19 protein-coding genes are annotated in these 21,756 nt (G+C 67.7%); 8 read left to right on the top strand and 11 right to left on the bottom strand.

Annotated features, from left to right (window positions below; genetic code table 11):
* Window positions 1-2: 2 nt before the first annotated feature.
* Genes AC3ERS_RS24260 through AC3ERS_RS24250 form a run of 3 tightly spaced genes read right to left on the bottom strand, consistent with a single transcriptional unit; the run spans window position 3 to window position 2,462 of the window.
* Entirely contained in the window at window positions 3-641 is a 639-nt protein-coding gene (locus tag AC3ERS_RS24260) for a TetR/AcrR family transcriptional regulator (RefSeq protein WP_431970370.1), read from the bottom strand.
* On the bottom strand, window positions 632-1,681 hold the full coding sequence (locus AC3ERS_RS24255) for a zinc-binding dehydrogenase (RefSeq protein WP_431970369.1): 1,050 nt from the start codon (window positions 1,679-1,681) through the stop codon (window positions 632-634). The genes AC3ERS_RS24260 and AC3ERS_RS24255 overlap by 10 nt, the downstream gene beginning before the upstream one ends.
* Window positions 1,682-1,721: 40 nt before the next feature.
* Entirely contained in the window at window positions 1,722-2,462 is a 741-nt protein-coding gene (locus AC3ERS_RS24250; protein ID WP_431970368.1) for an SDR family NAD(P)-dependent oxidoreductase, read from the bottom strand.
* A 266-nt stretch (window positions 2,463-2,728) separates the two neighbouring features.
* Between AC3ERS_RS24250 and AC3ERS_RS24245 the strand changes: the two genes are divergently transcribed.
* Window positions 2,729-4,909 carry a malate synthase G gene (locus tag AC3ERS_RS24245; RefSeq protein ID WP_431970367.1) on the top strand — a complete coding sequence of 727 codons (2,181 nt, stop codon included), beginning with the start codon at window positions 2,729-2,731 and terminating at the stop codon, window positions 4,907-4,909.
* Between the two features lie 267 nt (window positions 4,910-5,176).
* Here the strand turns inward: AC3ERS_RS24245 and AC3ERS_RS24240 are convergent, their stop codons facing one another.
* Window positions 5,177-7,630, bottom strand: a complete 2,454-nt coding sequence (locus AC3ERS_RS24240) for an FHA domain-containing protein (protein WP_431970366.1) — start codon at window positions 7,628-7,630, stop codon at window positions 5,177-5,179.
* A gap of 430 nt (window positions 7,631-8,060) precedes the next feature.
* Between AC3ERS_RS24240 and AC3ERS_RS24235 the strand changes: the two genes are divergently transcribed.
* Window positions 8,061-9,032 carry an NAD(P)-dependent alcohol dehydrogenase gene (locus AC3ERS_RS24235; RefSeq protein ID WP_431970365.1) on the top strand — a complete coding sequence of 324 codons (972 nt, stop codon included), beginning with the start codon at window positions 8,061-8,063 and terminating at the stop codon, window positions 9,030-9,032.
* A gap of 22 nt (window positions 9,033-9,054) precedes the next feature.
* Here AC3ERS_RS24235 and AC3ERS_RS24230 read toward each other — a convergent pair whose 3' ends face one another.
* From AC3ERS_RS24230 to AC3ERS_RS24215, 4 genes are all read right to left on the bottom strand, one after another.
* Window positions 9,055-9,483: a hypothetical protein gene (locus tag AC3ERS_RS24230; protein WP_431970364.1), complete on the bottom strand. Its 429-nt coding sequence runs from the start codon at window positions 9,481-9,483 to the stop codon at window positions 9,055-9,057.
* A 2-nt stretch (window positions 9,484-9,485) separates the two neighbouring features.
* A complete protein-coding gene (locus AC3ERS_RS24225) occupies window positions 9,486-9,782 on the bottom strand; it encodes a hypothetical protein (RefSeq protein ID WP_431970363.1) in 297 nt (98 codons plus the stop codon).
* Between the two features lie 236 nt (window positions 9,783-10,018).
* The gene (locus tag AC3ERS_RS24220) at window positions 10,019-11,305 is read right to left on the bottom strand and encodes a PucR family transcriptional regulator (RefSeq protein WP_431970362.1); all 1,287 of its coding nucleotides are present in this window, start codon (window positions 11,303-11,305) and stop codon (window positions 10,019-10,021) included.
* An 85-nt stretch (window positions 11,306-11,390) separates the two neighbouring features.
* The gene (locus tag AC3ERS_RS24215) at window positions 11,391-12,674 is read right to left on the bottom strand and encodes an MFS transporter (RefSeq protein ID WP_431970361.1); all 1,284 of its coding nucleotides are present in this window, start codon (window positions 12,672-12,674) and stop codon (window positions 11,391-11,393) included.
* Window positions 12,675-12,811: 137 nt separating this feature from the next.
* Here AC3ERS_RS24215 and AC3ERS_RS24210 point away from each other — a divergent pair, with 137 nt between their 5' ends.
* Window positions 12,812-13,744, top strand: coding sequence for a LysR family transcriptional regulator (locus AC3ERS_RS24210; protein WP_431970360.1), 933 nt, complete (start codon window positions 12,812-12,814; stop codon window positions 13,742-13,744).
* A gap of 68 nt (window positions 13,745-13,812) precedes the next feature.
* Here AC3ERS_RS24210 and AC3ERS_RS24205 read toward each other — a convergent pair whose 3' ends face one another.
* Genes AC3ERS_RS24205 through AC3ERS_RS24195 form a run of 3 tightly spaced genes read right to left on the bottom strand, consistent with a single transcriptional unit; the run spans window position 13,813 to window position 16,143 of the window.
* Window positions 13,813-14,739, bottom strand: a complete 927-nt coding sequence (locus AC3ERS_RS24205; protein ID WP_431970359.1) for a sterol desaturase family protein — start codon at window positions 14,737-14,739, stop codon at window positions 13,813-13,815.
* Between the two features lie 43 nt (window positions 14,740-14,782).
* Complete coding sequence (locus AC3ERS_RS24200; protein ID WP_431970358.1) at window positions 14,783-15,532, bottom strand: AraC family transcriptional regulator; 750 nt, start codon at window positions 15,530-15,532, stop codon at window positions 14,783-14,785.
* Window positions 15,529-16,143 carry a TetR/AcrR family transcriptional regulator gene (locus AC3ERS_RS24195; RefSeq protein ID WP_431970357.1) on the bottom strand — a complete coding sequence of 205 codons (615 nt, stop codon included), beginning with the start codon at window positions 16,141-16,143 and terminating at the stop codon, window positions 15,529-15,531. Before AC3ERS_RS24195 ends, AC3ERS_RS24200 begins: the two co-directional genes overlap by 4 nt.
* A gap of 152 nt (window positions 16,144-16,295) precedes the next feature.
* Between AC3ERS_RS24195 and AC3ERS_RS24190 the strand changes: the two genes are divergently transcribed.
* The 5 genes from AC3ERS_RS24190 (at window position 16,296) to AC3ERS_RS24170 (ending at window position 21,755) form a co-directional block, all read left to right on the top strand.
* On the top strand, window positions 16,296-17,513 hold the full coding sequence (locus AC3ERS_RS24190; protein WP_431970356.1) for an acetyl-CoA C-acetyltransferase: 1,218 nt from the start codon (window positions 16,296-16,298) through the stop codon (window positions 17,511-17,513).
* A complete protein-coding gene (gene fabG, locus AC3ERS_RS24185; RefSeq protein ID WP_431970355.1) occupies window positions 17,510-18,280 on the top strand; it encodes a 3-oxoacyl-ACP reductase FabG in 771 nt (256 codons plus the stop codon). The genes AC3ERS_RS24190 and fabG overlap by 4 nt, the downstream gene beginning before the upstream one ends.
* Before the next feature lie 76 nt (window positions 18,281-18,356).
* Window positions 18,357-19,388 carry a phosphotransferase family protein gene (locus AC3ERS_RS24180; RefSeq protein ID WP_431970354.1) on the top strand — a complete coding sequence of 344 codons (1,032 nt, stop codon included), beginning with the start codon at window positions 18,357-18,359 and terminating at the stop codon, window positions 19,386-19,388.
* Between the two features lie 64 nt (window positions 19,389-19,452).
* A complete protein-coding gene (locus AC3ERS_RS24175) occupies window positions 19,453-20,631 on the top strand; it encodes an acyl-CoA dehydrogenase family protein (protein ID WP_431970353.1) in 1,179 nt (392 codons plus the stop codon).
* Window positions 20,628-21,755, top strand: a complete 1,128-nt coding sequence (locus tag AC3ERS_RS24170) for an acyl-CoA dehydrogenase family protein (RefSeq protein ID WP_431970352.1) — start codon at window positions 20,628-20,630, stop codon at window positions 21,753-21,755. The genes AC3ERS_RS24175 and AC3ERS_RS24170 overlap by 4 nt, the downstream gene beginning before the upstream one ends.
* The last annotated feature ends 1 nt before the right edge of the window (window position 21,756 follow it).

Below are 21,756 nucleotides of genomic sequence, written 5' to 3'. Positions count from 1 at the left end.
GATCAGCCTTTCGTGTTGTGATCGGTGACGACACCGTCCAGGACGGTGGTGGCGAGCAGTTCCGCGATCTCGCCGGGGGAGCGGCCGCCGTGCGGGCGATACCAGAAGGTCACCATGTTCAGCATGCCGAGCACGCTGTTGGTGATCACGTGGTCGGCGGTGCGCAGCAGGCCCGCGGAGTATCCCGCGTCGAGCACCTGCTGCCAGTGCGACTGAATCCGGTCGCGCAGCTCCTGAAGCTGCGCGCCCCGCTCACCGGTCAGCGCGCTCACATCGCGCAACTGGATGGCGACCTCGCGGCGGTGTTCGACGATCAGTTCGACGTGACTGTGCATCAGCTCGCGCAGCTTGGTGATCGGGTCGTCGTCGCCGCCCGTGATGCGCTCGGCCTCGGCGAGCATGAGCTGGGTGTAGTCGCGCAGGATCTGCCAGAGCAGCTCCTCCTTGGACCCGATGTGGTAGTACAGCGCCCCGCGTTGCACATCGGCGCGGTCGCCGATCTCGGCGACGCCCGTCCCGTGAAAACCCTTCTCCGCGAACAGTTCCACGGCGGCGCGAACGATGCGATCGCGTGTGTCGCCGGCCGTCGATTCCGAGGCGGGCGGGCGTCCGCGACGACGCGTGAGGCCGCTCATCGCCACGGATCCAGGATGGTCTTGCAGACCTTGTCGGCGCGGTCGGCGAACATGCGGTAGGCGGCGGGCCCCTCCGACATCGGCAACCGGTGCGAGACCACCGCTTCCGGGCGCAGTCTGCCCGCGGCGGTGAGTTTCAGCAGCGCCGGCAGTTCGTACTGGACCGAGCACAGCCCGATGTGGAACTCGAGTTCCTTGACCTGCGCGAGCGGCAGGTGGAACGGGTAGGCCCGATTCTGGCTGACACCGACGACGCTGACCCGCCCGCGGTGCCCGACCACGCTCGTCGCCAGTGCGATGGTCGCGTCGGCGCCGACCGCCTCGAGCGCGACATCGGCTCCGCCGCCGAGCATCTCGCGCACGGCCTGCTTCGGATCATCGGATTCGACCGGTTCCGCGCCCAGCTCGGCCGCCCTGGCGCGCCGGTCCGAGACCAGGTCGATGCCGAGCACCCGGGCGGCGCCCATGGCGAAGGCGGACTGCACCGCCATCAATCCGACCGGGCCCAATCCGATCACCACCACGGTGTCGCCCGGCGCGACGCGCGCCCGCCGGGCGGCGTACCAGGCGGTGGGGGCGTTGTCGGTCAACACGATCGCCGCTTCGTCGCCGATCGCGTCGGGCAGCCGCACCAGATTCCCCGTGGCGTGCGGTACCGCGAGCAGCTGCGCCTGCGCCCCCGGCAGCGAACCGCCGAGCCCGTAGCAGGCGTCGACCGGAAGCGGCTGCCGCTCGCACGCCGCGACGATGCCCGCCCGGCAGCGCCCGCAGCGGTCGCAGCCCGCCGAAGCGGGTACGAGCACCCGGTCGCCGACCGCGAGACCGTGCGCCTCGGGGCCGAGCTCCACGATCTCGCCGACCGCCTCGTGGCCGACGCCGTAGCCGGTGCCGGGCGTGAATCCGTGGCCCGCGTAGATGTGCAGGTCGCTGCCGCAGATTCCGGCCGCGGTGACTCGCACGATCGCCCCGTCCCGGCCGGGCAGCGTCGGGTCGTCGGTCTCGCCGAACGAGATCGCGTGCGGCCCGGCGTAGGTGAGTGCTTTCACAGGTGTGTCCCTTCGATGGTGAGCGTGTGCGCTGTGTCGGTCATCGCCAGCCGCCGTCGAGCGCGAGGGTGGCCCCGGTGCAGAAGGACGACGCGTCGGTGGCGAAGTACAGTGCGGCGCCGACGATTTCGTTCGGCCTGCCGACCCGGCCCAAGGCGTTGTGCTCGGTGAGCGCGGCGCGCAGCTCGTCGGGCCAGGCCTTGGCGATGTCGGTCTCGAACGGTCCGCACTGGATCGCGTTCACCCGCACCTTCGGCCCGTAGGTCTGCGCCAGACCCGCGGTGAGCGCGTTGAGTCCGGCCTTGGCCGCCGCATAGGGCACTGCGAGCGGTTCCGGCCGCGCGGCCTCGATGGAGGAGATGTTGACGATGCTGCCGCCCTCGCCCGCCGCCATCCTGGTCGCGACGAGCGCGGAGAGCCGGAACGGGCCCTTGAGGTTGACGCCGATGATCTTGTCGAACATCGCCTCGCTCACCTGGTCGAGGCTGGGATACAGCAGGGACATGCCCGCGTTGTTCACCAGCACGTCGACCCGGCCGAACTCCGCGTAGGCGGACTCGACGAGCGCGTCGCACCGGTCCCACTCGCTGACGTTGCAGGCGACCGGGAGCGCCCGGCGGCCGTGCGCGTTCTGCACCTCGTCGGCCAGCGCGACGCAGCCCTCCAGTCGACGGCCCGCGATGACGACGTCTGCTCCCGCGGCGGCGAAGGCGAGCACCATCTCCCGGCCCAGACCCCGGCTGCCGCCGGTGACCAGAACGACCTTGTCGGTGAGCGACATGGGCGCCCCTCTCGCAGCTGAAATGTTCCGATCAGTACATTAATTGCGGTGAGCGTTAGGATCAAGGGGTTGTTCGGCCGACCGCCGACACCGCGTGACGCGCCGATCGATCGACCCCGATCCACGGCGTGGCGAAATATCGCGAGCAGCCCTGGCGTTCACCCGACGCACTCGGCGTGCGCTGGCCCTCCGCAGGGAATGGGCCTACCGGCGGGTAACCTAAAACCCGTCTTTTCCACCCGGCTTTCTCAGAAGTGAGGCAGTAGATGACAGAGCGGATTCAGGTCGGCGGGCTCCAGGTGGCCAGCGTTCTCCACGAGTTCGTCGAGAACGAGGCGCTTCCCGGTACCGGCGTAGATTCCGCCGCGTTCTGGGCGGGCGCCGAGCAGGTGATCAACGACCTCGCTCCGCGCAACCGCGCCCTGCTGGCCGAGCGCGACGCGATCCAGGGCAAGCTCGACGCCTGGCACGCGGAGCACCCCGGCGCGAACTACGACAAGGCCGCCTACAAGAGCTACCTGACCGACATCGGCTACCTGCGCCCCGAGCCTGCCGACTTCCAGATCGAGACCGAGAACGTGGACGCGGAGATCGCGGTCACCGCCGGTCCGCAGCTGGTGGTCCCGGTCATGAACGCGCGCTTCGCGATCAACGCCGCCAACGCCCGCTGGGGCTCGCTCTACGATGCGCTCTACGGCACCGACGCCATCTCCGAGGCGAACGGCGCGGAGAAGGGCACCGGCTACAACAAGGTGCGCGGCGACAAGGTCATCGAGTGGGCGCGCAACTTCCTCGACGACTCCGTCACCCTGATCACCGGTTCGCACATCGGCTCCACCTCCTACAAGATCGTCGACGGCGAGCTGGAGGTCGGTCTCGAGGACGGCACCGAGATCGGTCTGGCCGACCCCTCGCAGCTGGTCGGCTACCTCGGTGACCCGGCTTCGCCGAGCTCGGTGCTGTTGAAGCACAACGGCCTGCACATCGAGATCCAGATCGACCCGAGCTCGCCCATCGGCAGCACCGACACCGCGGGCGTCAAGGACGTCGTGCTGGAGTCCGCGGTCACCACGATCATGGACTTCGAGGACTCGGTCGCCGCGGTCGACGCCGAGGACAAGGTCCTCTGCTACCACAACTGGCTCGGCCTGATGAAGGGCACGCTCGCCGAGAAGGTCACCAAGGGCGACAAGACCTTCACCCGCACCATGAACCCGGACCGCGTCTACACCGCGCTGGACGGTTCCGAGCTGGCGCTGCACGGCCGTTCGCTGCTGTTCGTACGCAACGTCGGCCACCTGATGACCTCCGACGCCATCCTCGACGCCGAGGGCAACGAGGTGCCCGAGGGCATCATGGACGGCCTGATCACCTCGCTGATCGCCAAGCACTCGCTCAACGGCGACACCGAGCTGAAGAACAGCCGCACCGGCTCGGTCTACATCGTGAAGCCGAAGATGCACGGCCCCGACGAGGTCGCCTTCGCCAACGAGCTGTTCGGCCGCGTCGAGGACGTCATCGGCCTGGACCGCAACACCCTCAAGGTCGGCATCATGGACGAGGAGCGCCGCACCACGGTGAACCTCAAGGCCTGCATCCAGGCGGCCAAGGAGCGGGTCGTGTTCATCAACACCGGCTTCCTCGACCGCACCGGCGACGAGATCCACACCTCCATGGAGGCCGGGCCGATGGTCCGCAAGGCCGACATGAAGGCCCAGCAGTGGATCCTGTCCTACGAGGACTGGAACGTCGACACCGGCCTGACCGCGGGCCTGCCCGGCAAGGCGCAGATCGGCAAGGGCATGTGGGCCATGCCGGACCTGATGGCCGACATGCTGGTTCAGAAGATCGGCCACCCGAAGGCGGGCGCCAACACCGCGTGGGTGCCCTCGCCGACCGCCGCCACCCTGCACGCCACCCACTACCACCTGGTGGACGTGTTCAAGCGGCAGGCCGAGATCGCCAAGGGCGGTCGCCGCGCCACCGTCGACCAGATCCTGGAGATCCCCGTGGCCGCCGAGCCCACCTGGACCGCCGAGGAGAAGCAGCAGGAGCTCGACAACAACTCGCAGTCCATCCTCGGCTACGTGGTGCGCTGGATCGACCAGGGCGTCGGCTGCTCCAAGGTGCCCGACATCAAGGACGTCGGGCTCATGGAAGACCGCGCGACCCTGCGCATCTCGAGCCAGCTGATGGCGAACTGGCTGCGCCACGGCATCGTCACCGCCGACGAGGTGGTGGCCAGCCTGGAGCGGATGGCCCCGGTCGTCGACCGCCAGAACGCGGGCGACCCGAACTACCGCGCGATGGCCGCGGACTTCGCGGGCAGCATCGCCTTCCAGGCCGCCAAGGAACTGATCCTGGAGGGCACCAAGCAGCCCAACGGCTACACCGAGCCCATCCTGCACCGCCGCCGCCGCGAGGCCAAGGCGCTGGCTTGCGTGTAATACGCTGAGCGACGAACGAATCCCCCGGTCGACCGAGTCGGCCGGGGGATTCGTGCGTTACAGAGCCGGTGCGAGAGCCTTGCTTCGGGCAGCACCGAGCGGTCGGGCTCGCCCGAGCGCTGACGACAACCGGCCGGTCGATGACGTCGACGAGTTCGTCCATAATTGCGAACGGCTGTCGAGGACGGCGAACATCGACCCCACCCGGCTGTATCGGAACCTCGACTCTCCTGCGTTGGACACAGCCGAGTGACGAATTCCCCCGATTCACAGCCTCGCGGCGGGGGCGCCGCGGCGCCGTGGGCGCAGCTGGTACAGGCGGTACCAGGCCAGTGCCAGGAAGACGATGCCCAGGACAGCGACGATTCCCATGTCGGCGAACCACGTTCCGAGGGAATGTTTCCACAGCGGGTCGGCGGCGCCGTCATGCGGTGAGAGGGTGTCGAGGTCGAGCGTGGCTGCTCCCGCGGCGAACCCCCACCGAGACGGCGATATGTAGGACAGTTGTTCCAGGAAGAATGTGCCGGGGAGCCGCACCAGCCCGCCAGTGAGCACCAGTTGCGCCATCGACAGCACGATCAGCAGCGGCAGCGTCTTCTCCGAGGTGTTCACCGAGACCGAGACCAGCAAGCCCAGCGCCAGCGACGTGATACCGAGCAGCGCCATCGCCAGGATCAGCTCCACCTCGACCGAGGTGAACAGCCCTGTGGGCGGCATATCCACGCCAATGGTGCCGATCAAGACCAACACCACCGCCTGAATGGTGGTGATCACCCCCAGCACCAGCATTTTCGACATCAGATAGACGCCCGCCGACAGGCCTGCCGCGCGTTCTCTTCGGTAGATCGTCTGCTCCTTGACGATCTCGCGAATCGAGTTGCCGGTGCCGACGAAGCATGCGGCGAACGCCAAGATCATGAGCTTGGTCGGTGCGTCGATGTTGGTTCCCGGCTCCCCGGCGAACCCCTGGCCCGGCGGCACCGCGGCGATCAAGCCACCCAGCAGCACGGGCATCACGCCGAGCAGCGCCAGATAACTTCGGTCCGAGGCGATGACCGCCAGGTATCGACGGCACAACGTACTGAGCTGACTGAGCTTGGACTGCGGCGCGGGCGGCGGCACCGGTGGGCGCACCTGCGCCGGGCCGATCTCGTCGGTCAGTCCGACCGCCACGTACTGCTGGAAATACGACGACTCCCGGAACTCGCCGGCCCAGTCGCGGTCGGCCTCGCGATCGAATGCCTGGAACACCTCGGCCCAGGTGCGCTGCCCGAAGTGCCGCAACCCCTGCGCGGGTGGACCGTAGTAGGCCAGCTTGCCGCCGGGCACCAGGACCAGCAGGCGGTCGCAGGAATCGAGATTGGCCACGCTGTGCGTCACCACGATGACGGTCCGCCCGTCGTGCGCGAGTTCGGACAGCATTTCCATGACCGTTTTGTCCAGGCCCGGGTCGAGGCCGGAGGTCGGTTCGTCGAGGAACAACAGCGACGGCTTGGTCAGCAACTCCAGCGCGACGTTCACGCGTTTGCGCTGTCCGCCCGAGAGCCTGTCGATGCGGGTCTCGGCATGTTGCGCCAAGCCGAGTTCCTCGAGGACCTCGTCGACCCGCTGCTCGCGCTCCTCCTTACGCGTGTCGCCGGGGAAGCGCAGTTCGGCCGCGTAGAGCAGCGCGCGCCGGGTCTGCAGCTGGTTGTGCAGGATGTCCTCCTGAGGGACCAGCCCGATTCGATGCCGGAGCTCGTCGTAATTGGTGTACAGGTCGCGTCCGTCGTAGCGGACCGTCCCCTCGGTCGCAGGCCGCAACCCGGTGATCGCGCCGAGCAGCGTCGACTTACCCGCCCCAGAAGGCCCGATGACGCCGACGAGCGAGCGATGCGGGATGGGGAAGCCCACCCCGTCCATGATCACCTTGCCCTCCGGCGTCCGCACGATGAGGTTCTGCACCGAGACCGACACGTCACCGGTGTCGACGAACTCGCGCAGTTCGTCGCCGACCAGCCGGAACGTGGTGTGTCCCATGCCGATCGAATCGGCTTCGACAAGCTCGGCGATCTCGACCCTGGCGCCGTTGACGTAGGTGCCGTTGTGGCTGTCGAGGTCGACGATCCGGTACTTGCCTTCGCCGATCACCTGCAGCTCGGCGTGGTGACGCGAGACCATGAGGTCGGGCACGACGATGTCGTTGTCGGCAGCGCGGCCGATCCGAAGCGAGCCCGACGTGATCTGGACTACCGCGCTGGGGTGGGCCGCCGGAGGTGCCGATCGCGAGACTCGCCGGGGCAGGCCCGGTTCGAACTTCGTGACGGTTGGTTCGTCGTGGAGCCGGTAGCCGGGATCGGGGACGACCATCGTGTCGCCACCACCATCGCCATCGGATTCGTGAGCGGGTGGCGCTTCCACCGAGCAGGTCAGCTGCTCCCCATCCTTGGCGTGGCCCAGCTGGAACGTCTCGTCTCGGTCGATCACCATTCGCTCGACGCGGTGACCGTCGAAAAAGGTGCCGTTGAGGCTGCCCGCGTCCTCTATTTCCCAACCGTCCGAGCCCCGCTCCAGAACGGCGTGCAACGAAGATACGCGCGGATCGGTCACAACAATGTCGGCCGTCGGATCGCGACCGACATTGTATGCGCCTCCGGCGCGCAGCCGATAGACGCGTTCCCTCGTCTGCACCACCAGAACGGGTGCGTCGGGGAATTCGATGGAGGACTGGTCATCCGCCATGAAGGGAGTATACGACGGACCCGCAGGGCCGCCGCAAGAGTCGATCGACCCGTGATCTCGCGGCCGCCGGTCTCGTGCGCCCGTACTCGCCGACCGATCAAAGACGTGTTTACCAGCGCAAATAGGCCCCCATCGTGCAACGGCAAGCGCGTCAGGACCGGTGGAACCCGGCGGTCGGCGCCTCGACAGGGCCGCTCTGCCGCGGTCGGGCGAAATGCGTCTTCGCTGTTCGAATTCGATCACGGCGAAACGGCTTCGTCGTCGACCCCGCGGTCCGATGTACTCCATTCGGCGGTGCAAGCGAACTTCTCATATTCGGCGTGACGCGATGGCATTTGTGCAGATGATTCATGTGTAAGAATTCGACCATTTCGGAGCGCTCGGGTACTGCTCGAGCGCGCATCCCCTGACGAGCCATGAGGCGAAGCGAATGCGAGCGACAGTTCACGAGAAGTTCGGACCCCCGGACGTGCTGTCCCTTCGCGAGGTCGATCGACCAGTACCGGGACGGGGTGATGTCCTGATCGAGGTGCATGCCACGACGGTGACCGCGGCCGAGATTCTGATGCGGCGGGGACGACCACTGTGGGGCCGGGTCGTCCTGGGACTGAGCCGCCCACGCAGGAAGCTCCGGATACCGGGGTTGGAACTGTCCGGAGAGATCGTGGCCGTCGGCGCGGACGTCGAACGATTCGTGCCGGGCGACCAGGTATTCGGATTCACCGGCTTCGGCGCCGGGGCATGCGCGGAGTACAAATGCATGCCGGAAACGGCATCCTTGGAACTCAAACCGGCCAACACGACCTACGAGCAGGCCGCCGCCGCGGTCGACGGTGCGACGACGGCGTTGTACTTCCTTCGCGATATCGCGCGCGTCCGAATGGGGCAGCACGTTCTGATCAACGGTGCATCGGGAAGCATCGGGACCTATGCGGTGCAGCTGGCGAAGCGCTTCGGCGCCGAAGTCACCGCGGTCTGCAGCGCCAAGAACGCGGAGCTGGTCGCGTCGTTGGGCGCCGACCACGTGATCGACTATGCCACAGATGATTTCACGACGCGGCGCAACACCTACGACGTCATCTTCGACACGGTGACCGCGAGCTCGTTCGGACGATGCCGAGACGCCTTGACGCGCACCGGCTGCTACGTCCCGACAACCCGACTGCGGAACTGGGTGCTCGCCGGATGGACCGCGTTGCGTGGCGGCCGGAAGGTACGGCCTGGCATGTCGATCGAGAAGCGCGCTGCTCTGGCCTTCGTCAAAGAGCTCATCGAAGACGAACAGCTGCGCATCGTCATCGACCGCAACTATCGGTGGGATCAGGTCGTCGAAGCTCACCGATACGTCGAGACCGGGCACAAACGCGGCAACGTCACGATCTCGATCACCGCCGAGACCTGACGCAGATCTGTCGCAGGTGTGGTCACCAAACGACGGTGACGGTGGTGTCGGCTGCGCATTTCGATGGTGATCGCCCCCCGGCACTCGCCGTGCAGCTCTGGTGGACGGCGCGGTGGCGAATTGCCGGTGGATTCGGCATATTCGAGCTGCGGCGCAAGCGGAAACCCCACACGCTCAACGAACCGGCGAGACTCAGGTAGAGGAAGTGGGCGACGTAGACCAACGAGCCGTAGTCGCGTGACCAGCTCCGCACCCTCAGCAGCGCGGCGATCCCCGCGCCGATCAGCAGGACGCCCAGAACGAGCGCGGGTGCTCCGAGCGGGGCGATATCGTCCTTGCAGCCGCGCGAATTCGGCGCGGGGAAGTTTCCGTCGCCCTTCTTTTCCTGGCGGAGATCGGTGGCGGCAGGCGTATTCGATTGCGGGGGAAATGATTTCGTCGGATTCGACACGATCAACTCTTTCCGGATCCTTCGACATCGAACAGCGGATTGTCCCGACCGACCGGATCGTCGAAGCGCCAGTCGCTTGCGGCGGGCGCGCGAGCGGAGCGGCCGGGGGCGATGGTCATCGACTCGTGGCCGAGCGCGCCCTGTTCGGCGACAGTCCGCGGCTGCTCGGCCAGGCTCAGCGCCGTGCGGGTCCACGACGTATCGGGCAGCGTGCGCCAGCCGACGCCGATCTCGGAAGTCGCAGGCAGCAGATCCAGGGGAGTCGCGAGCTCGTCGGCGATCTCGATTGTCGTCGTCATTTCTTTCCTCCGTACGCGGCGGATGCCCGGCGCCCGGGTTGCGTGGCGGCGGTCACGGATGGCGGGCCTTCGAGTCGTGGCTGCGTTGTCGATGGCCATCGGATCGGCAGAGGGCGTGGGCTCCTTCGCCGACGCCTACGATCAGAGTCGATGCCGGAACGGTAGACCTGCGCGCAGCTCGCGCCATAGTCTCGAGGCAACGAAGTCCATGCGGATGTTTGTCACCGGCGACAGCGCTATGCCGGGTCCCGGCGCAATGCCGCCGCCCCGTACCACTGGCACGCCAGCAACGCCATCTCGACCTCGAGCCGGTCCTCGTCCATCGGTCGACCCCGTCGCGCCACCGCTCGCGCTACCCGGTATTTCACGGAATTGGAGTGCAGGTTCAACTCCGCGGCAGCCGCCTTGTAGCTCGATCCGGTGCGCAGGAACACCCGCAAGGTCTCCCGTAACCGCTCGTCGTTGTCGTTGTCGGCGGCCAGATCGCCGAGTACGTCGCTCACCCATTCCCGCGCTTCCGCGATGTCGCCGCACAGCAGGGCCGCGGCCGACAGTCCCGGATCGGTCGCGGAGAACACCGCCGGATGGTCCGTGCCGCGTGCGAGCGCGACCGCGCGCGCGGCCTGAGCGTGTCGATGTGACCGGCGGAAACCCGCGACCCCGGCGCCGGGCGTGCCGATCGCGAAGCAGGGAACGTCCGCCCGGTCGCGTGCGAACCTGCGGACGGTGCCGACCAGGTCGGCGGGAAGCGATCGGTAGGGCAGCCAGGCCCAGGCGCTGACCCGATCGGCGGCGGCGAACAGCGGACGCGCCTCGGTGTTCGCCGCTTCGGCCAGCTCCTGCACAAACCGCCGCATCCGGGGGAGCTCGTCACCGTCGGTGCTCAGCTCCGGGTACCACAACACCAGCGCGAGGTGATGCCAGCGCAGCGGATAGCGGATCGACACGGTCGCCGCGTCGATATCGATGGCGCTCATCCCGGTCAGCACTTCGCGGACCTCCAGAGCACGGAGGCTGTTCTGGCTCTCCAGCCACTGTTCCCGCTCACCCTGGTAGGCGGCGACGACCTGCAGGGTGATCGCGTCGATGTAATCGAGCAGCGTCGTGGTGATGGTCTCCAGGACGTCGAGGCGCTGCTGCGCCGCGATGTCGGCGGCGCGCACCTCCGCGAAGACCAGTTCGCTCATCCGGCGCTGCCCGACCCAGTAGGAGCGAATCAAGGCGTTGACCGGAACATCGTGCTGGGCAAGGCGTTTGGCGTACTCGATCGCGGCGGTGGGCGCCTGGACGCGCGCGACCGGAATATCGTGGCGCAGCGCATGCACCAGTGTTTCGACATTGGCTTCCACGCTGGCGCCGAGCAGCCCCAGAGAATGCGTGTCGTCGCGCAGCTCGGCTATTTCTTTCTCGAGTTCGCGCCGGATGGTCGCGCCGATTTCGGTCACCCGCTCGTTCATCCGGGCGGCGACCCGAACAAGAGGGTGACCGAGCTCGACTGCGCCATCGCGACGAGAAGTCGTCACCCGATCATTCTATGTATCTCGCTCCGGCGCGACGCGGTCGTCCCGGAGGAGGTGATGGCCACCGGCACCGGCCGGTCGTCGTGAGTCATGCTCGCGCCCCCTCGCTGACCGGCTGTTCACTCGGCGGAGTGGGGTCGGCCGGTTCCGGCGGGGTGAAGGTGAACTGCCGCGGCAGCAGGAACGGCGTGCCGAGGAGCAGAACCCCCGCCAGAGCGATCGCTGGACGTGGCCCGGTGAGTTGCGCCAGCAGACCCCACAGCACGGTGACCACGGCGATGCCGAGGCTGGTGGTGATCGACCACGCGGCCAGCACCCGGGCGTGGCGACCGGTATCGGTGTTGTTCAACCGATGAGCGGCCAAGACAGGGTTGAAGATGCTCGCGCAGAGGATCAGCCCGAACTCGGTGACCATCACGAGCACAAGCCCGGTCAGGCCTGGCTGGATGAACGCCAGCCCGAGTGGCCAGCAGGCACGTAGCGTGCCGAAGACCCGCAACACCGTCCGTTCGCCACAGCGGGAAGCGATATGGCGGGCGAGTCGTGACCCGATCAGGCCACCGACACACGGAACAGCGAATGCCAGACCGTACTGCCAGACCGGGAACCGAAGGTGGGAGAGCATCAGCACCGACAACAGCGGCTCGGTAGCCATGATCAGCCCGTTGACCGATACCGTGTTGAAGAAGAATCCCCGCAACGTGCGGTGGGCGAGGATGTATCGCCAGCCCTCCACGATGTCGCTCCATCGGCGCGTCGCGGTCTTGCGCGGATTCGGGGGCTGCTCGGGTTGTCTGATCGCGGTGATGCCGAGCGCCGAGAGGAGGTAGCTCGTCGCATCGATGACGAGCGTGGTCACCGGCCCCAGCACCCCGATGGCCGCGCCGCCCACGGGCGGTCCGATGATCGTGGCCGACCAGGTGGTGGACTCGAAACGACTGGTGGCCACCAGAATTCCGTCGGCGGCAACGATGGTCCTGAGGTACGCGCCGCTGGCGGCCGCGAACGCGATTTTCGCCGCCGCGGCGACGATGGCGACCACCAAGAGCTGCGCGAAGGACAACACGCCCAGCCAGTAGGCGAGTGGTATGGATGCCAGCGCCGCGAATCGAATGACATCCGTGGCGATCATGATCGGCCGCTTGGCGCGAAACTCCATCCACGGCCCGAGCGGGACCGCAAGCAGCGCCCCGATCGCGAGCCCGGCCGACGACAAGGCCGCCACTTCCGCCGAGCCTGCGTGCAGGACCGTGATGGCAACGACGGAGAAGGCTCCGAACCCGAGCCCGGTCCCGTAGGCGCTGACCGCGTAGGCGGCCCACAACCACCCGAAGGCCTCGCCCAGTTTCGCCTTCCGCCCGATATACGGCACTCGCTTCGCTCCGCTTCACACCTCGTGCGACAACGCTTTGTTGCCAGGGAGATCGAAGCCGGTCGATGGGCGCTGCCACCAACAACAGAGCGAGCGGCGAGCCACAACTCGTCGTTGTGGGAGTAGGTTCTCCCGTCGTGGATCTCGATGCGGTTCGTACTTTCGTCGCTGTTGCCGAGACCGGCCAGTTCCAAGCCGCTGCCGACGATCTGGGGATCACCCAGCAGGGAGCCTCGAGGCGAGTGGCGAGCCTGGAGCGGGAGCTCGGCGTACAGCTCTTCGCGCGGACCGCCCGGGGTGCGCGGCTCACTGTCGACGGGCAAGCGGTGCTGTCTCATGCGCGTGCGCTTCTCCGCGCTGCCGAACGCGTCACAGCGGCCGTGACGCCGGGGCGAAGGGCTCTTCGGATCGACGTCGTCGGCCGCAGGATCGCGCCCTCCAACGTTCTTTACGCCTTCTACCAGCAGCATCCCGACATCGAGCTCGATGTCGTCACCCTGACCCACGCCGATGCGGCATCGGCGCTGGCCGAGATCGATGCGGGCACTCTCGACGCCACCTTCAGATCCCTACGAGGCCTTGACCTTCCGCACGGACTGCGGTCCTCGCGAGTGATCGACGACCGGCACGAGCTGCTGGTCGGCCCGCGACATCCGTTGGCGAACGCCGAGACCGTGACCTTGGCCGAGCTCACCGATCACCGCATCTGGATGCCCGGCATGTCCGACCCCGAGCCGGTCGGCTACTACCACGATCTGGCGACGGCGTTCGGGCTCACCATCGACACGATCGGGCCGAGCTTCGGCGTCGAACCGCTCCTAGCCGAAATCGCCGAGTCGGCCCAGCTCGCCACCTTCGTCGGCGAAGGCTCCCGATACCTCTGGCCGGAAAGCTATGGCCTGCGCCGAATCCCCGTCGTCGACCCGACCCCGGTCTATCCGCTCTCCGTGATCTGGCGAGCGGACAATCCGCACCCCGTCCTCGCGCACTTCCTCGAGTACCTTCAGGCCGGGTACCGGACGACATCCACCGAGGACGTATGGATCCCGGACTGGGTGCGGCCAGGATGAGGATTTCCAGGACTGCGAAAAGCCGAGCCCGAGAACGGGGCTCGGCATCCGAGGTCGCTTTCAGCTGATCAGCTGGACGGTGTCCTCGCCACGGTCGATCGCCGAGGCGTCGGTGGGGTCGCCGGAGGTGACGTGCAGGCGCCGTGACGAGTGAAGGGTTCGGCGAGCTGAGCCAGGTAGCCGACGGGATAGTCGGGTTTGGCGGCCATCCCGAGGTCGGCGCTGCTGAATTGGCGGGAGGGGTCGTAGGTGTGGGTGCGCAGCAGGTGATCCCAGATGAGCGTGAACAACCCGAAATTGACGTCGCCGATGCCCGCCCATTTCAAGTGGTGGAAGCGGTGGCCTTCGTTGAGCGCCAAGACGTATTTCAACGGGCCGACGCGGTAGTCGGCGTTGGAGTGCTGGAGCAGCAGCTGCACCGCGACCGCCAGGGACAACGCCGACGCGACCGGCACCGGGATCCCGGCCAGCAACAGCGGGGTGACGCCCGCGGTCATCTCGAGGGTTTGGTGCAGAGGGTGTTTCATCAGGCCATTGAGACCGTAGAAACGAGTGACGCTGTGGTGCACCGCGTGAAACCGCCACAACACCCCGACCTTGTGACTGGCGTAGTGCGTCAGAGTGATCCCGAGGTCGGCGACCAGAATCGCGATCAGCACCTGAACGGCGAACGGCCAACTGGTAGGCCAGATCCCGTCACCGGGGACGAGCGCGGCCAGGGCCGGGATGGCGGCGACACTGGCGAGGATGAGCGTTTCGTTGACGAAGGTATGCGCGGTATCGCGTCCGACGTCACCGTGGGAGCTGTTCCAGGCGCTCCGATACGGCAGCAGGCGTTCGGCGGCGAACGACAACGCGATAGCGGTGACCAGCAGAGCAAGCAGCCAGGCCTTGTTGGCTCCGCTTGCGGCCAAGGCGATTCCAGTGCCGTTGATACCCAGCAGCAGGAGCGGTGCGTAGCCGTAGCGGATGAGGGGTCGAGCGATTGTGGACATGTACTCAGCCTCGCCGCCGCATCCCGGTGGAGACTTGTAGAAATCAGCTGAGCTGCGTGGCGGGTGGAGCTCGCCAGCCGGTCGCGACCAGAGCTTCGGTGGGGGTGATGCCGAACAGGTCGCGGCACGTCTTGGTCAAGTGAGCGCTGTCGGTGAAACCCGCGGCGTGCGCGGCCTCGGTCAGCGACCCGCCCGCGCGCACGGTGCCGACCGCGAGATGCAGTCGAGTCCAACGTCGCCACGCCGCGTACGGCAGCCCCACATGCTCGGTGAACAGATGCGACAGTCGACTCGGCGACATCGCCACGGCGGCAGCGAGATCGCCCAACGACGGTGGCCCGCCTGCGGACGCCGCGGCCACCCGCAGCGCCTCGGCCACCACCGGGTGCGGGGACCTGGGCGACGGCCGTATCGCCGAGTTCTGCTGCGGCGCAACCACTGTGGTGCGCGGGTTCGCCGCGGTGATCCAGCTGGTGACGCGATCGGCAGGCAGGCCGCGGAGCCGAGCGAGGGCGGCGCGGCCGACGCCGCTACCGGAGTCGAGGTAGGCGATGAAACCCTTGGTGGCCGGGGCGGCGCGCACTTCGTGACGCACCCCTGGCGGGATGATCGCCAGCTCGGCGGCCGCGGTGCGCCCGGCGGCGTCGACCAAGGTCGCCTCGCCCGCGGTGACGAGCAAAACTTGCACGGCGGCATGGGAATGGGCCGCGGTGTCGCCGATGTCGCCGCTGAAGGCCATCAGGCCGGGGGTGAACACGACCCCGCCGAGCCAGCGCGGCATCGTCGCGGTCATCGAAGATCTGACGCAGCGTCCGTCGCGCCGACGATGCGCAGGGCCATGTCGGCGTAGCCGTCGGCGATGTCGTCGGGGCTCCAGTCGCCCCCGTCGCGGTACCAGCGGGCGATGTCGATCCCCAGCGACAGCAGCGCGACACTGGCCATGCGCGGGTCGGGTGTGTCGAAGACGCCTGCCGCGACACCGCGCTCGACGAGCTCGCGAATCTCCTTGTCGATCTGCTGGCGAATGCCGCGGATCTCGGCATGGTGCTCGGGCGTGAGTGCCGCCAATTCGTAGTTCACGATCCGGGCGCCGGTGCGTCCGCGGGCATGGTGGACGGCGAAGTCGTGAATCACATTGTGCAGCGCGGTGGTTGGGTCGCTGGACGAGTCGACCGCCTTCGTCACCAGGTCCAGCGTCTCCTCGTGACCTGACCGCGAGATCAAGTACAGGAGCTCTTCCTTGGACTTGTGATGCACATACACCGCGGCCGGGCTCATTCCCGCTGCTGCGGCGATGTCGCGCGTGGTGGTGCCGTTGAAGCCCTTCTCGGCGAACGCGGCGATGGCCGCATCCAGTAGCCGAGCGCGAGTCGCATCGCCGCGGGGTTCGGTCGTATCGGTCATTTCGGGCTCATTATCGCGTCTCGATTCCGCATGTCACCGAGGAGGTGGTGTGAGGTGGCTAACGCAGTCCATCGGCAACCTCCTATTGACGGTCGCCTCCGGCTCCTGCACTCTTGCTGCTAAGCAAGCGCTTATTTATCTAAGGAGTCTAGATGCCGGAAGCCGTGATCGTCGCCGCCGCTCGCTCTCCCATCGGCCGGGCAGGCAAGGGGTCGCTCAAGGAGATGCGTCCCGATGACCTGACTGTCCAGATGGTTCGCGCGGCGCTGGCTCAGGTACCCGCGCTCGACCCCGCCGAAGTCGAGGACCTCGTGCTCGGCTGCGGCCAGCCGGCCGGGGAGTCGGGCTTCAACATGGCCCGGGTCGTCGCGGTGCTGGCCGGTCTCGACGGGGTCCCCGGCACGACTGTCAACCGGTACTGTTCCTCGAGCCTGCAGAGCACCCGAATGGCGCTGCACGCCATCAAGGCCGGTGAGGGCGACGTCTTCATCTCGGCCGGTGTCGAGACCGTGAGCCGCTTCGCCAAGGGCAATGCCGATGGTCTGCCGGATACCGAGAATCCGCTCTTCGCCGAGGCCGTGGCCCGCACGGCGAAGCGCGCTGCCGGTGGTTCGACCTGGGCCGACCCGCGCGCCGAAGGACTGCTGCCCGACGTGTACATCGCGATGGGGCAGACCGCGGAGAACGTCGCGCAGCTCACCGGCATCACTCGTGCGGAGCAGGACGCCTTCGGTGTGCGGTCGCAGAATCTGGCGGAGAAGGCGATCGCCGATGGCTTCTGGGCTCGCGACATCACGCCGGTGACGTTGCCCGACGGCACGGTTGTCAGCGCGGACGACGGTCCCCGTGCGGGAGTCACGCTGGAGGCGGTGTCGGCGCTGAAGCCGGTGTTCCGCCCCGACGGCACCGTCACCGCGGGCAACTGCTGTGCACTCAACGACGGCGCGGCCGCGCTGGTGATCATGTCCGACACCAAGGCCGCGCAGCTGGGAATCACGCCGCTGGCCCGGATCGTCAGCACCGGTGTCTCCGGGCTCTCGCCCGAAATCATGGGCCTCGGTCCGATCGAAGCGTCCAAGCAAGCGCTCCGCCGAGCTGGCCTCACCATCGACGACATCGACCTGGTGGAAATCAACGAGGCCTTTGCGGTGCAGGTGATCGGCTCGGCCCGTGAACTCGGCATCCCCGAGGACAAGCTCAACATCAACGGCGGCGCGATCGCGGTGGGTCATCCGTTCGGGATGACCGGCGCTCGGATCACCAGCACGTTGATCAACTCGCTGCGGTTCCACGACAAGCAGTTCGGGCTGGAGACCATGTGTGTCGGCGGCGGTCAGGGGATGGCCATGGTTCTGGAGCGTCTGTCGTGACCGGCAACCCCGTGACCGCCACCACCACCGCGATCGTCACCGGAGCGGCCCGGGGCATCGGCGCCGCCGTCGCCCGCCGCCTGGCCGCGGACGGCTTGGCCGTCGCCGTGGTCGACCTCGACGAGGCCGCAGGCAAGCCAGTGGTCGAGGAGATCGAGGCCGCCGGAGGCCGGGCGATCGCGATCGGCGCCGATGTGTCGGACGAGGCTGCCGTGCAGACCACGGTCGACCGGGTCGCCGCCGAACTCGGCGCTCCCACTGTGCTGGTCAACAACGCCGGTGTCCTCCGCGACAACCTGATCTTCCGGATGACCGCCGACGACTGGGACACGGTGATGAACGTGCATCTGCGCGGCTCGTTCCTGATGAGCCGGGCAGTCCAGAAGCACATGACCCAAGCCGGATTCGGCCGCATCGTCAACCTGTCCAGTACCTCGGCACTGGGCAACCGCGGCCAGGCCAACTACGCGGCGGCGAAGGCCGGCCTGCAGGGTTTCACCAAGACCCTGGCCTTGGAGCTCGGCAAGTTCGGCGTCACCGCCAACGCGATCGCGCCCGGCTTCATCGAGACCGAGATGACGGCCGCGACCGCGGCACGTGTCGGGATCCCGTTCGAGGACTTCAAAGCCGGTGCGGCGGCTCAGATCCCGGTGGCACGGACCGGCGTGCCGGACGACATCGCGCACGCCGTGTCGTTCTTCGTCAGCGAGGGCGCCGGATTCGTCTCCGGACAGGTGCTCTACATAGCGGGAGGGCCGAAGGCGTGAGGGTCTTCCAGGGCGTCGCCGAACTCGAGCGCGAGGGCGGCGACAAGCTGGTGTGCGTCTCGTTCGTGGTGGCGTGATGGGAACCGCGACGGAACTCCCCGGGCTCGACTTCGGGCGCTTCACGCCATGGCTGCGTGCGGCCGTTCCCGGCGTCGGCTCGGAGCTCACCGGCCGAGTGATCGCCGGAGGGAAGAGCAATCTGACCTATGAGGTGACCGACGGCGCCACGACGTGGATCGTCCGTCGTCCGCCGCTGGGGCATGTGCTGGCAACGGCCCATGACATGGCGCGGGAGTACCGGGTGATGGCGGCCCTCGAGCAGACTGCCGTCCCGGTGCCCGCCATGTACGCGATGTGCCGTGACGAGGACGTCCTCGGCGCACCGTTCTACGTGATGGAGCGAGTCGAGGGCCGGCCGTACCGCTACGCCACCGAGCTGACGGAGCTGGGACCTGAACGGACCCGGGCGATCTCGACCGGTCTCGTCGACACCCTTGCCGCACTGCACGCGGTCGATCCGGCGGCGGTCGGGCTGGCGGATTTCGGTCGGCCGGAAGGTTTCCTGGCGCGTCAGGTGGGCCGGTGGAAGAAGCAACTGGATGCGTCTCACACGCGCGACCTGCCCGCGGCTGTCGAACTCCACTCGCGTCTTGCCGCCCTTGTCCCGCCGGAGTCCGCCGCAGGCATCGTGCACGGCGACTTCCGGCTGGACAATGTGCTGACCGATGACGACGACCGCCCCGCGGCAGTCATCGACTGGGAGATGGCCACGCTCGGCGACCCGCTGACCGACTTGGCGTTGATGCTCGTCTACGGGCGTCTGGCCGCCGAACTCGACAGCAGCGCGACGGTGGCGGATGCCTCCGTTGCGCCCGGCTTCTTGACCGAGGCCGAGATCATCGCCCGGTACTCCGCGGGTAGTGACCGCGATATGTCCGACTTCGGGTTCTACCTCGGACTCGCGGCATTCAAACTCGCGGCGATCCTCGAGGGAGTGCACTACCGCTATCTGCACAACCAGACCGTGGGCGAGGGCTTCGCCGGCCTCGGCTCCGCGATCCATCCCCTGCTCGAAACCGGCCTCACCGCACTGAAGGAGCATCGCTGATGGACTTCGCCTACGACGCCCGTACCGAGGTACCGAGAACCTCGCGCACGCAGCGGGAGGCGCGATGACGCTCGACGATCTGAGGCGCAGAGTCGAAGAGTTCCTCGCCGACCACGATCCCGCCACGACCGAGCGACTGGATTTCCTCCGCGCTCGCTACGACGCCGGCCTGGCCTGGGTGTATTTCCCGGAAGGCCACGGTGGGCTCGATCTGCCCCATGCGTGGCAGCTCGAGGTGGACAGGATGCTCGAGCAGGCGGGAGCGCCTGACAACAACCCCATGGCCAACTCCATCGGCCTCGGCATGGCAGCGCCGACGATCCTCGCCTACGGGACAGCGGAACAGAAGCGCCGTTTCCTGCGGCCACTGTGGACCGGCGAGGAGATCTGGTGCCAGCTCTTCAGTGAGCCTGGCGCCGGCTCCGATCTGGCCAACGTCAGCACCCGCGCGGTGCGCGACGGCGAGGGCTGGGTTGTCAACGGACAGAAGGTCTGGACCTCCGGCGCGCACCTGGCGCAGTTCGCCATCCTGCTCGCCCGCACCGACGCGGGAGTGCCCAAACACCGTGGCATGACGTACTTCCTGTGCGACATGACCGATCCGGGTGTCGAGGTGCGGCCACTGCGCCAGATCACCGGGGAGGCCGAATTCAACGAGGTGTTCCTCACCGACGTCCGCATCCCCGACGCTCAGCGACTCGGCGGAGAAGGCGACGGGTGGAAGGTGGCCAACGCGACGCTCAACACCGAGCGGGTCGCGATCGGCGGCAAAGCCAGCGCCCGCGAGTCCGGGATCATCGGTGTGGTCGCGCAGACCTGGCGTACGCATCCCGAACGGCGCACCGCCGAGCTGCACGACCGGCTGCTGCGGCTGTGGGTCGATGCCGAGGTCGGTCGCCTCGCCGCCGTGCGGCTGCGGCAGAAATTGGCCAGGGGGCAGGCCGGCCCGGAGGGCGCGGCGATGAAGCTCACCTTCGCCCGGGTCGCCCAGCAGCTCTCCGGACTGGAACTGGAGATTCTCGGCGAGGACGGTTTGCGTTACTCGGAGTGGACCCTCGTGCGGCCGGGCCGGGTCGACTTCAACGGCCGTGACGCCGGCTACCGATACCTGCGTGCCAAGGGCAATTCCATCGAAGGCGGTACCTCCGAGATCCTGCGCAACATCGTCTCCGAGCGAGTTCTCGGGCTGCCTCCCGAGCCTCGAACGGACAAGGACCGTCCCTGGAAGGAGGTCGCCCGATGACCGACCTGGATCTGCTCTACACCGATATCGAGGACGACCTGCGCAACGCTGTCCGTGCAGTTCTCGACTCCCACTGCGACTCGGCCGAGGTGACCGCGCTCTACGACGGCGACCGGTCGCCGGTCGCCAGCCTGTGGAAGCAGATCGCCGTCGATCTCGGTCTGGCCGGTCTGCTCGTGCCCGAGGAGCGCGGTGGGGCGGGGGCTTCGGCCCGCGAGGCCGCGGTCGTCCTCGAAGAGCTCGGGCGCTTCGTCGCGCCGGTGCCCTTCCTGACCAGCGCGGTGGTTGCCACCACCGTCCTGCTCGGCACCGACAGCTCGCTGCTCGGCGGACTCGCGGCAGGGGAGCGCACCGCCGCGCTCGTGCTCCCGTTCTCCACGGCTCCGCACGGGAAGCTACGCACGGTGGCTCTGGGGGCCGACGGCCGGCTCAGCGGAACCATCACCAGTGTCGCCGGAGCGTTGGAAGCCGATGTCCTGCTGGTTCCGGCCGCCGGCCCCCATGGCATTGCCGTCTATGCGGTCTCGGCCGAGGAAGCCGACATCGCTCCGGTGATCTCGCTCGACATGACCAGGCAGCTCGCCGACGTCACAGTGGACGGCGTCCGTGGCGAGTTGGTCGTCGCCGACGGCGAACCGGCGATCCGCCGGGGTCTCGCGGCAGGCGCCGCCCTGCTCGCCTCCGAGCAATACGGCATCGCCCGTTGGTGCCTCGACGAGACCGTGGCCTACCTGAAGGAGCGGCGCCAGTTCGGTCGCGTCGTCGGCGGCTTCCAAGCGCTCAAGCACCGGCTCGCCGATCTCTACACGGAGGTCGAGTCCGCCAACGCCGCCGCGCGATACGCCGCCGCCACGCTCGCCGCGGCAGACAGCGACGCACCTGTTGCCGCGAGTGTGGCGCAAGCGTTCTGCAGCGACGCGGCAGTGCACGCGGCTGAAGAGGCGATCCAGCTGCACGGCGGTATGGGGATGACCTGGGAGCACCCTGCGCATCTGTACCTCAAGCGAGCGAAAGCCGACCAACTCGCCTTCGGCACCGGTGGCGATCACCGATCGCGCCTGGCCGAACTGGTCGCGGTACCGGGGCCGCACTCTCTTTCTTCACCTGCACACGACGGGAGCTGAC

The organism is Nocardia sp. bgisy134 (assembly GCF_057708325.1).
This window is presented reverse-complemented; position numbering and strand designations above follow the sequence as displayed.

What these genes read in the sequence shown, in the direction of transcription:
- AC3ERS_RS24235 (WP_431970365.1), top strand. Translation starts at nt 8,061, where the DNA reads ATGCGAGCGACAGTTCACGAGAAGTTCGGACCCCCGGACGTGCTGTCC.
- AC3ERS_RS24240 (WP_431970366.1), bottom strand. Translation starts at nt 7,630, where the DNA reads ATGGCGGATGACCAGTCCTCCATCGAATTCCCCGACGCACCCGTTCTG.
- AC3ERS_RS24225 (WP_431970363.1), bottom strand. Translation starts at nt 9,782, where the DNA reads ATGACGACGACAATCGAGATCGCCGACGAGCTCGCGACTCCCCTGGAT.
- AC3ERS_RS24195 (WP_431970357.1), bottom strand. Translation starts at nt 16,143, where the DNA reads ATGACCGATACGACCGAACCCCGCGGCGATGCGACTCGCGCTCGGCTA.
- AC3ERS_RS24170 (WP_431970352.1), top strand. Translation starts at nt 20,628, where the DNA reads ATGACCGACCTGGATCTGCTCTACACCGATATCGAGGACGACCTGCGC.
- AC3ERS_RS24190 (WP_431970356.1), top strand. Translation starts at nt 16,296, where the DNA reads ATGCCGGAAGCCGTGATCGTCGCCGCCGCTCGCTCTCCCATCGGCCGG.
- AC3ERS_RS24180 (WP_431970354.1), top strand. Translation starts at nt 18,357, where the DNA reads ATGGGAACCGCGACGGAACTCCCCGGGCTCGACTTCGGGCGCTTCACG.
- AC3ERS_RS24175 (WP_431970353.1), top strand. Translation starts at nt 19,453, where the DNA reads ATGACGCTCGACGATCTGAGGCGCAGAGTCGAAGAGTTCCTCGCCGAC.
- AC3ERS_RS24245 (WP_431970367.1), top strand. Translation starts at nt 2,729, where the DNA reads ATGACAGAGCGGATTCAGGTCGGCGGGCTCCAGGTGGCCAGCGTTCTC.
- AC3ERS_RS24200 (WP_431970358.1), bottom strand. Translation starts at nt 15,532, where the DNA reads ATGACCGCGACGATGCCGCGCTGGCTCGGCGGGGTCGTGTTCACCCCC.
- AC3ERS_RS24250 (WP_431970368.1), bottom strand. Translation starts at nt 2,462, where the DNA reads ATGTCGCTCACCGACAAGGTCGTTCTGGTCACCGGCGGCAGCCGGGGT.
- AC3ERS_RS24205 (WP_431970359.1), bottom strand. Translation starts at nt 14,739, where the DNA reads ATGTCCACAATCGCTCGACCCCTCATCCGCTACGGCTACGCACCGCTC.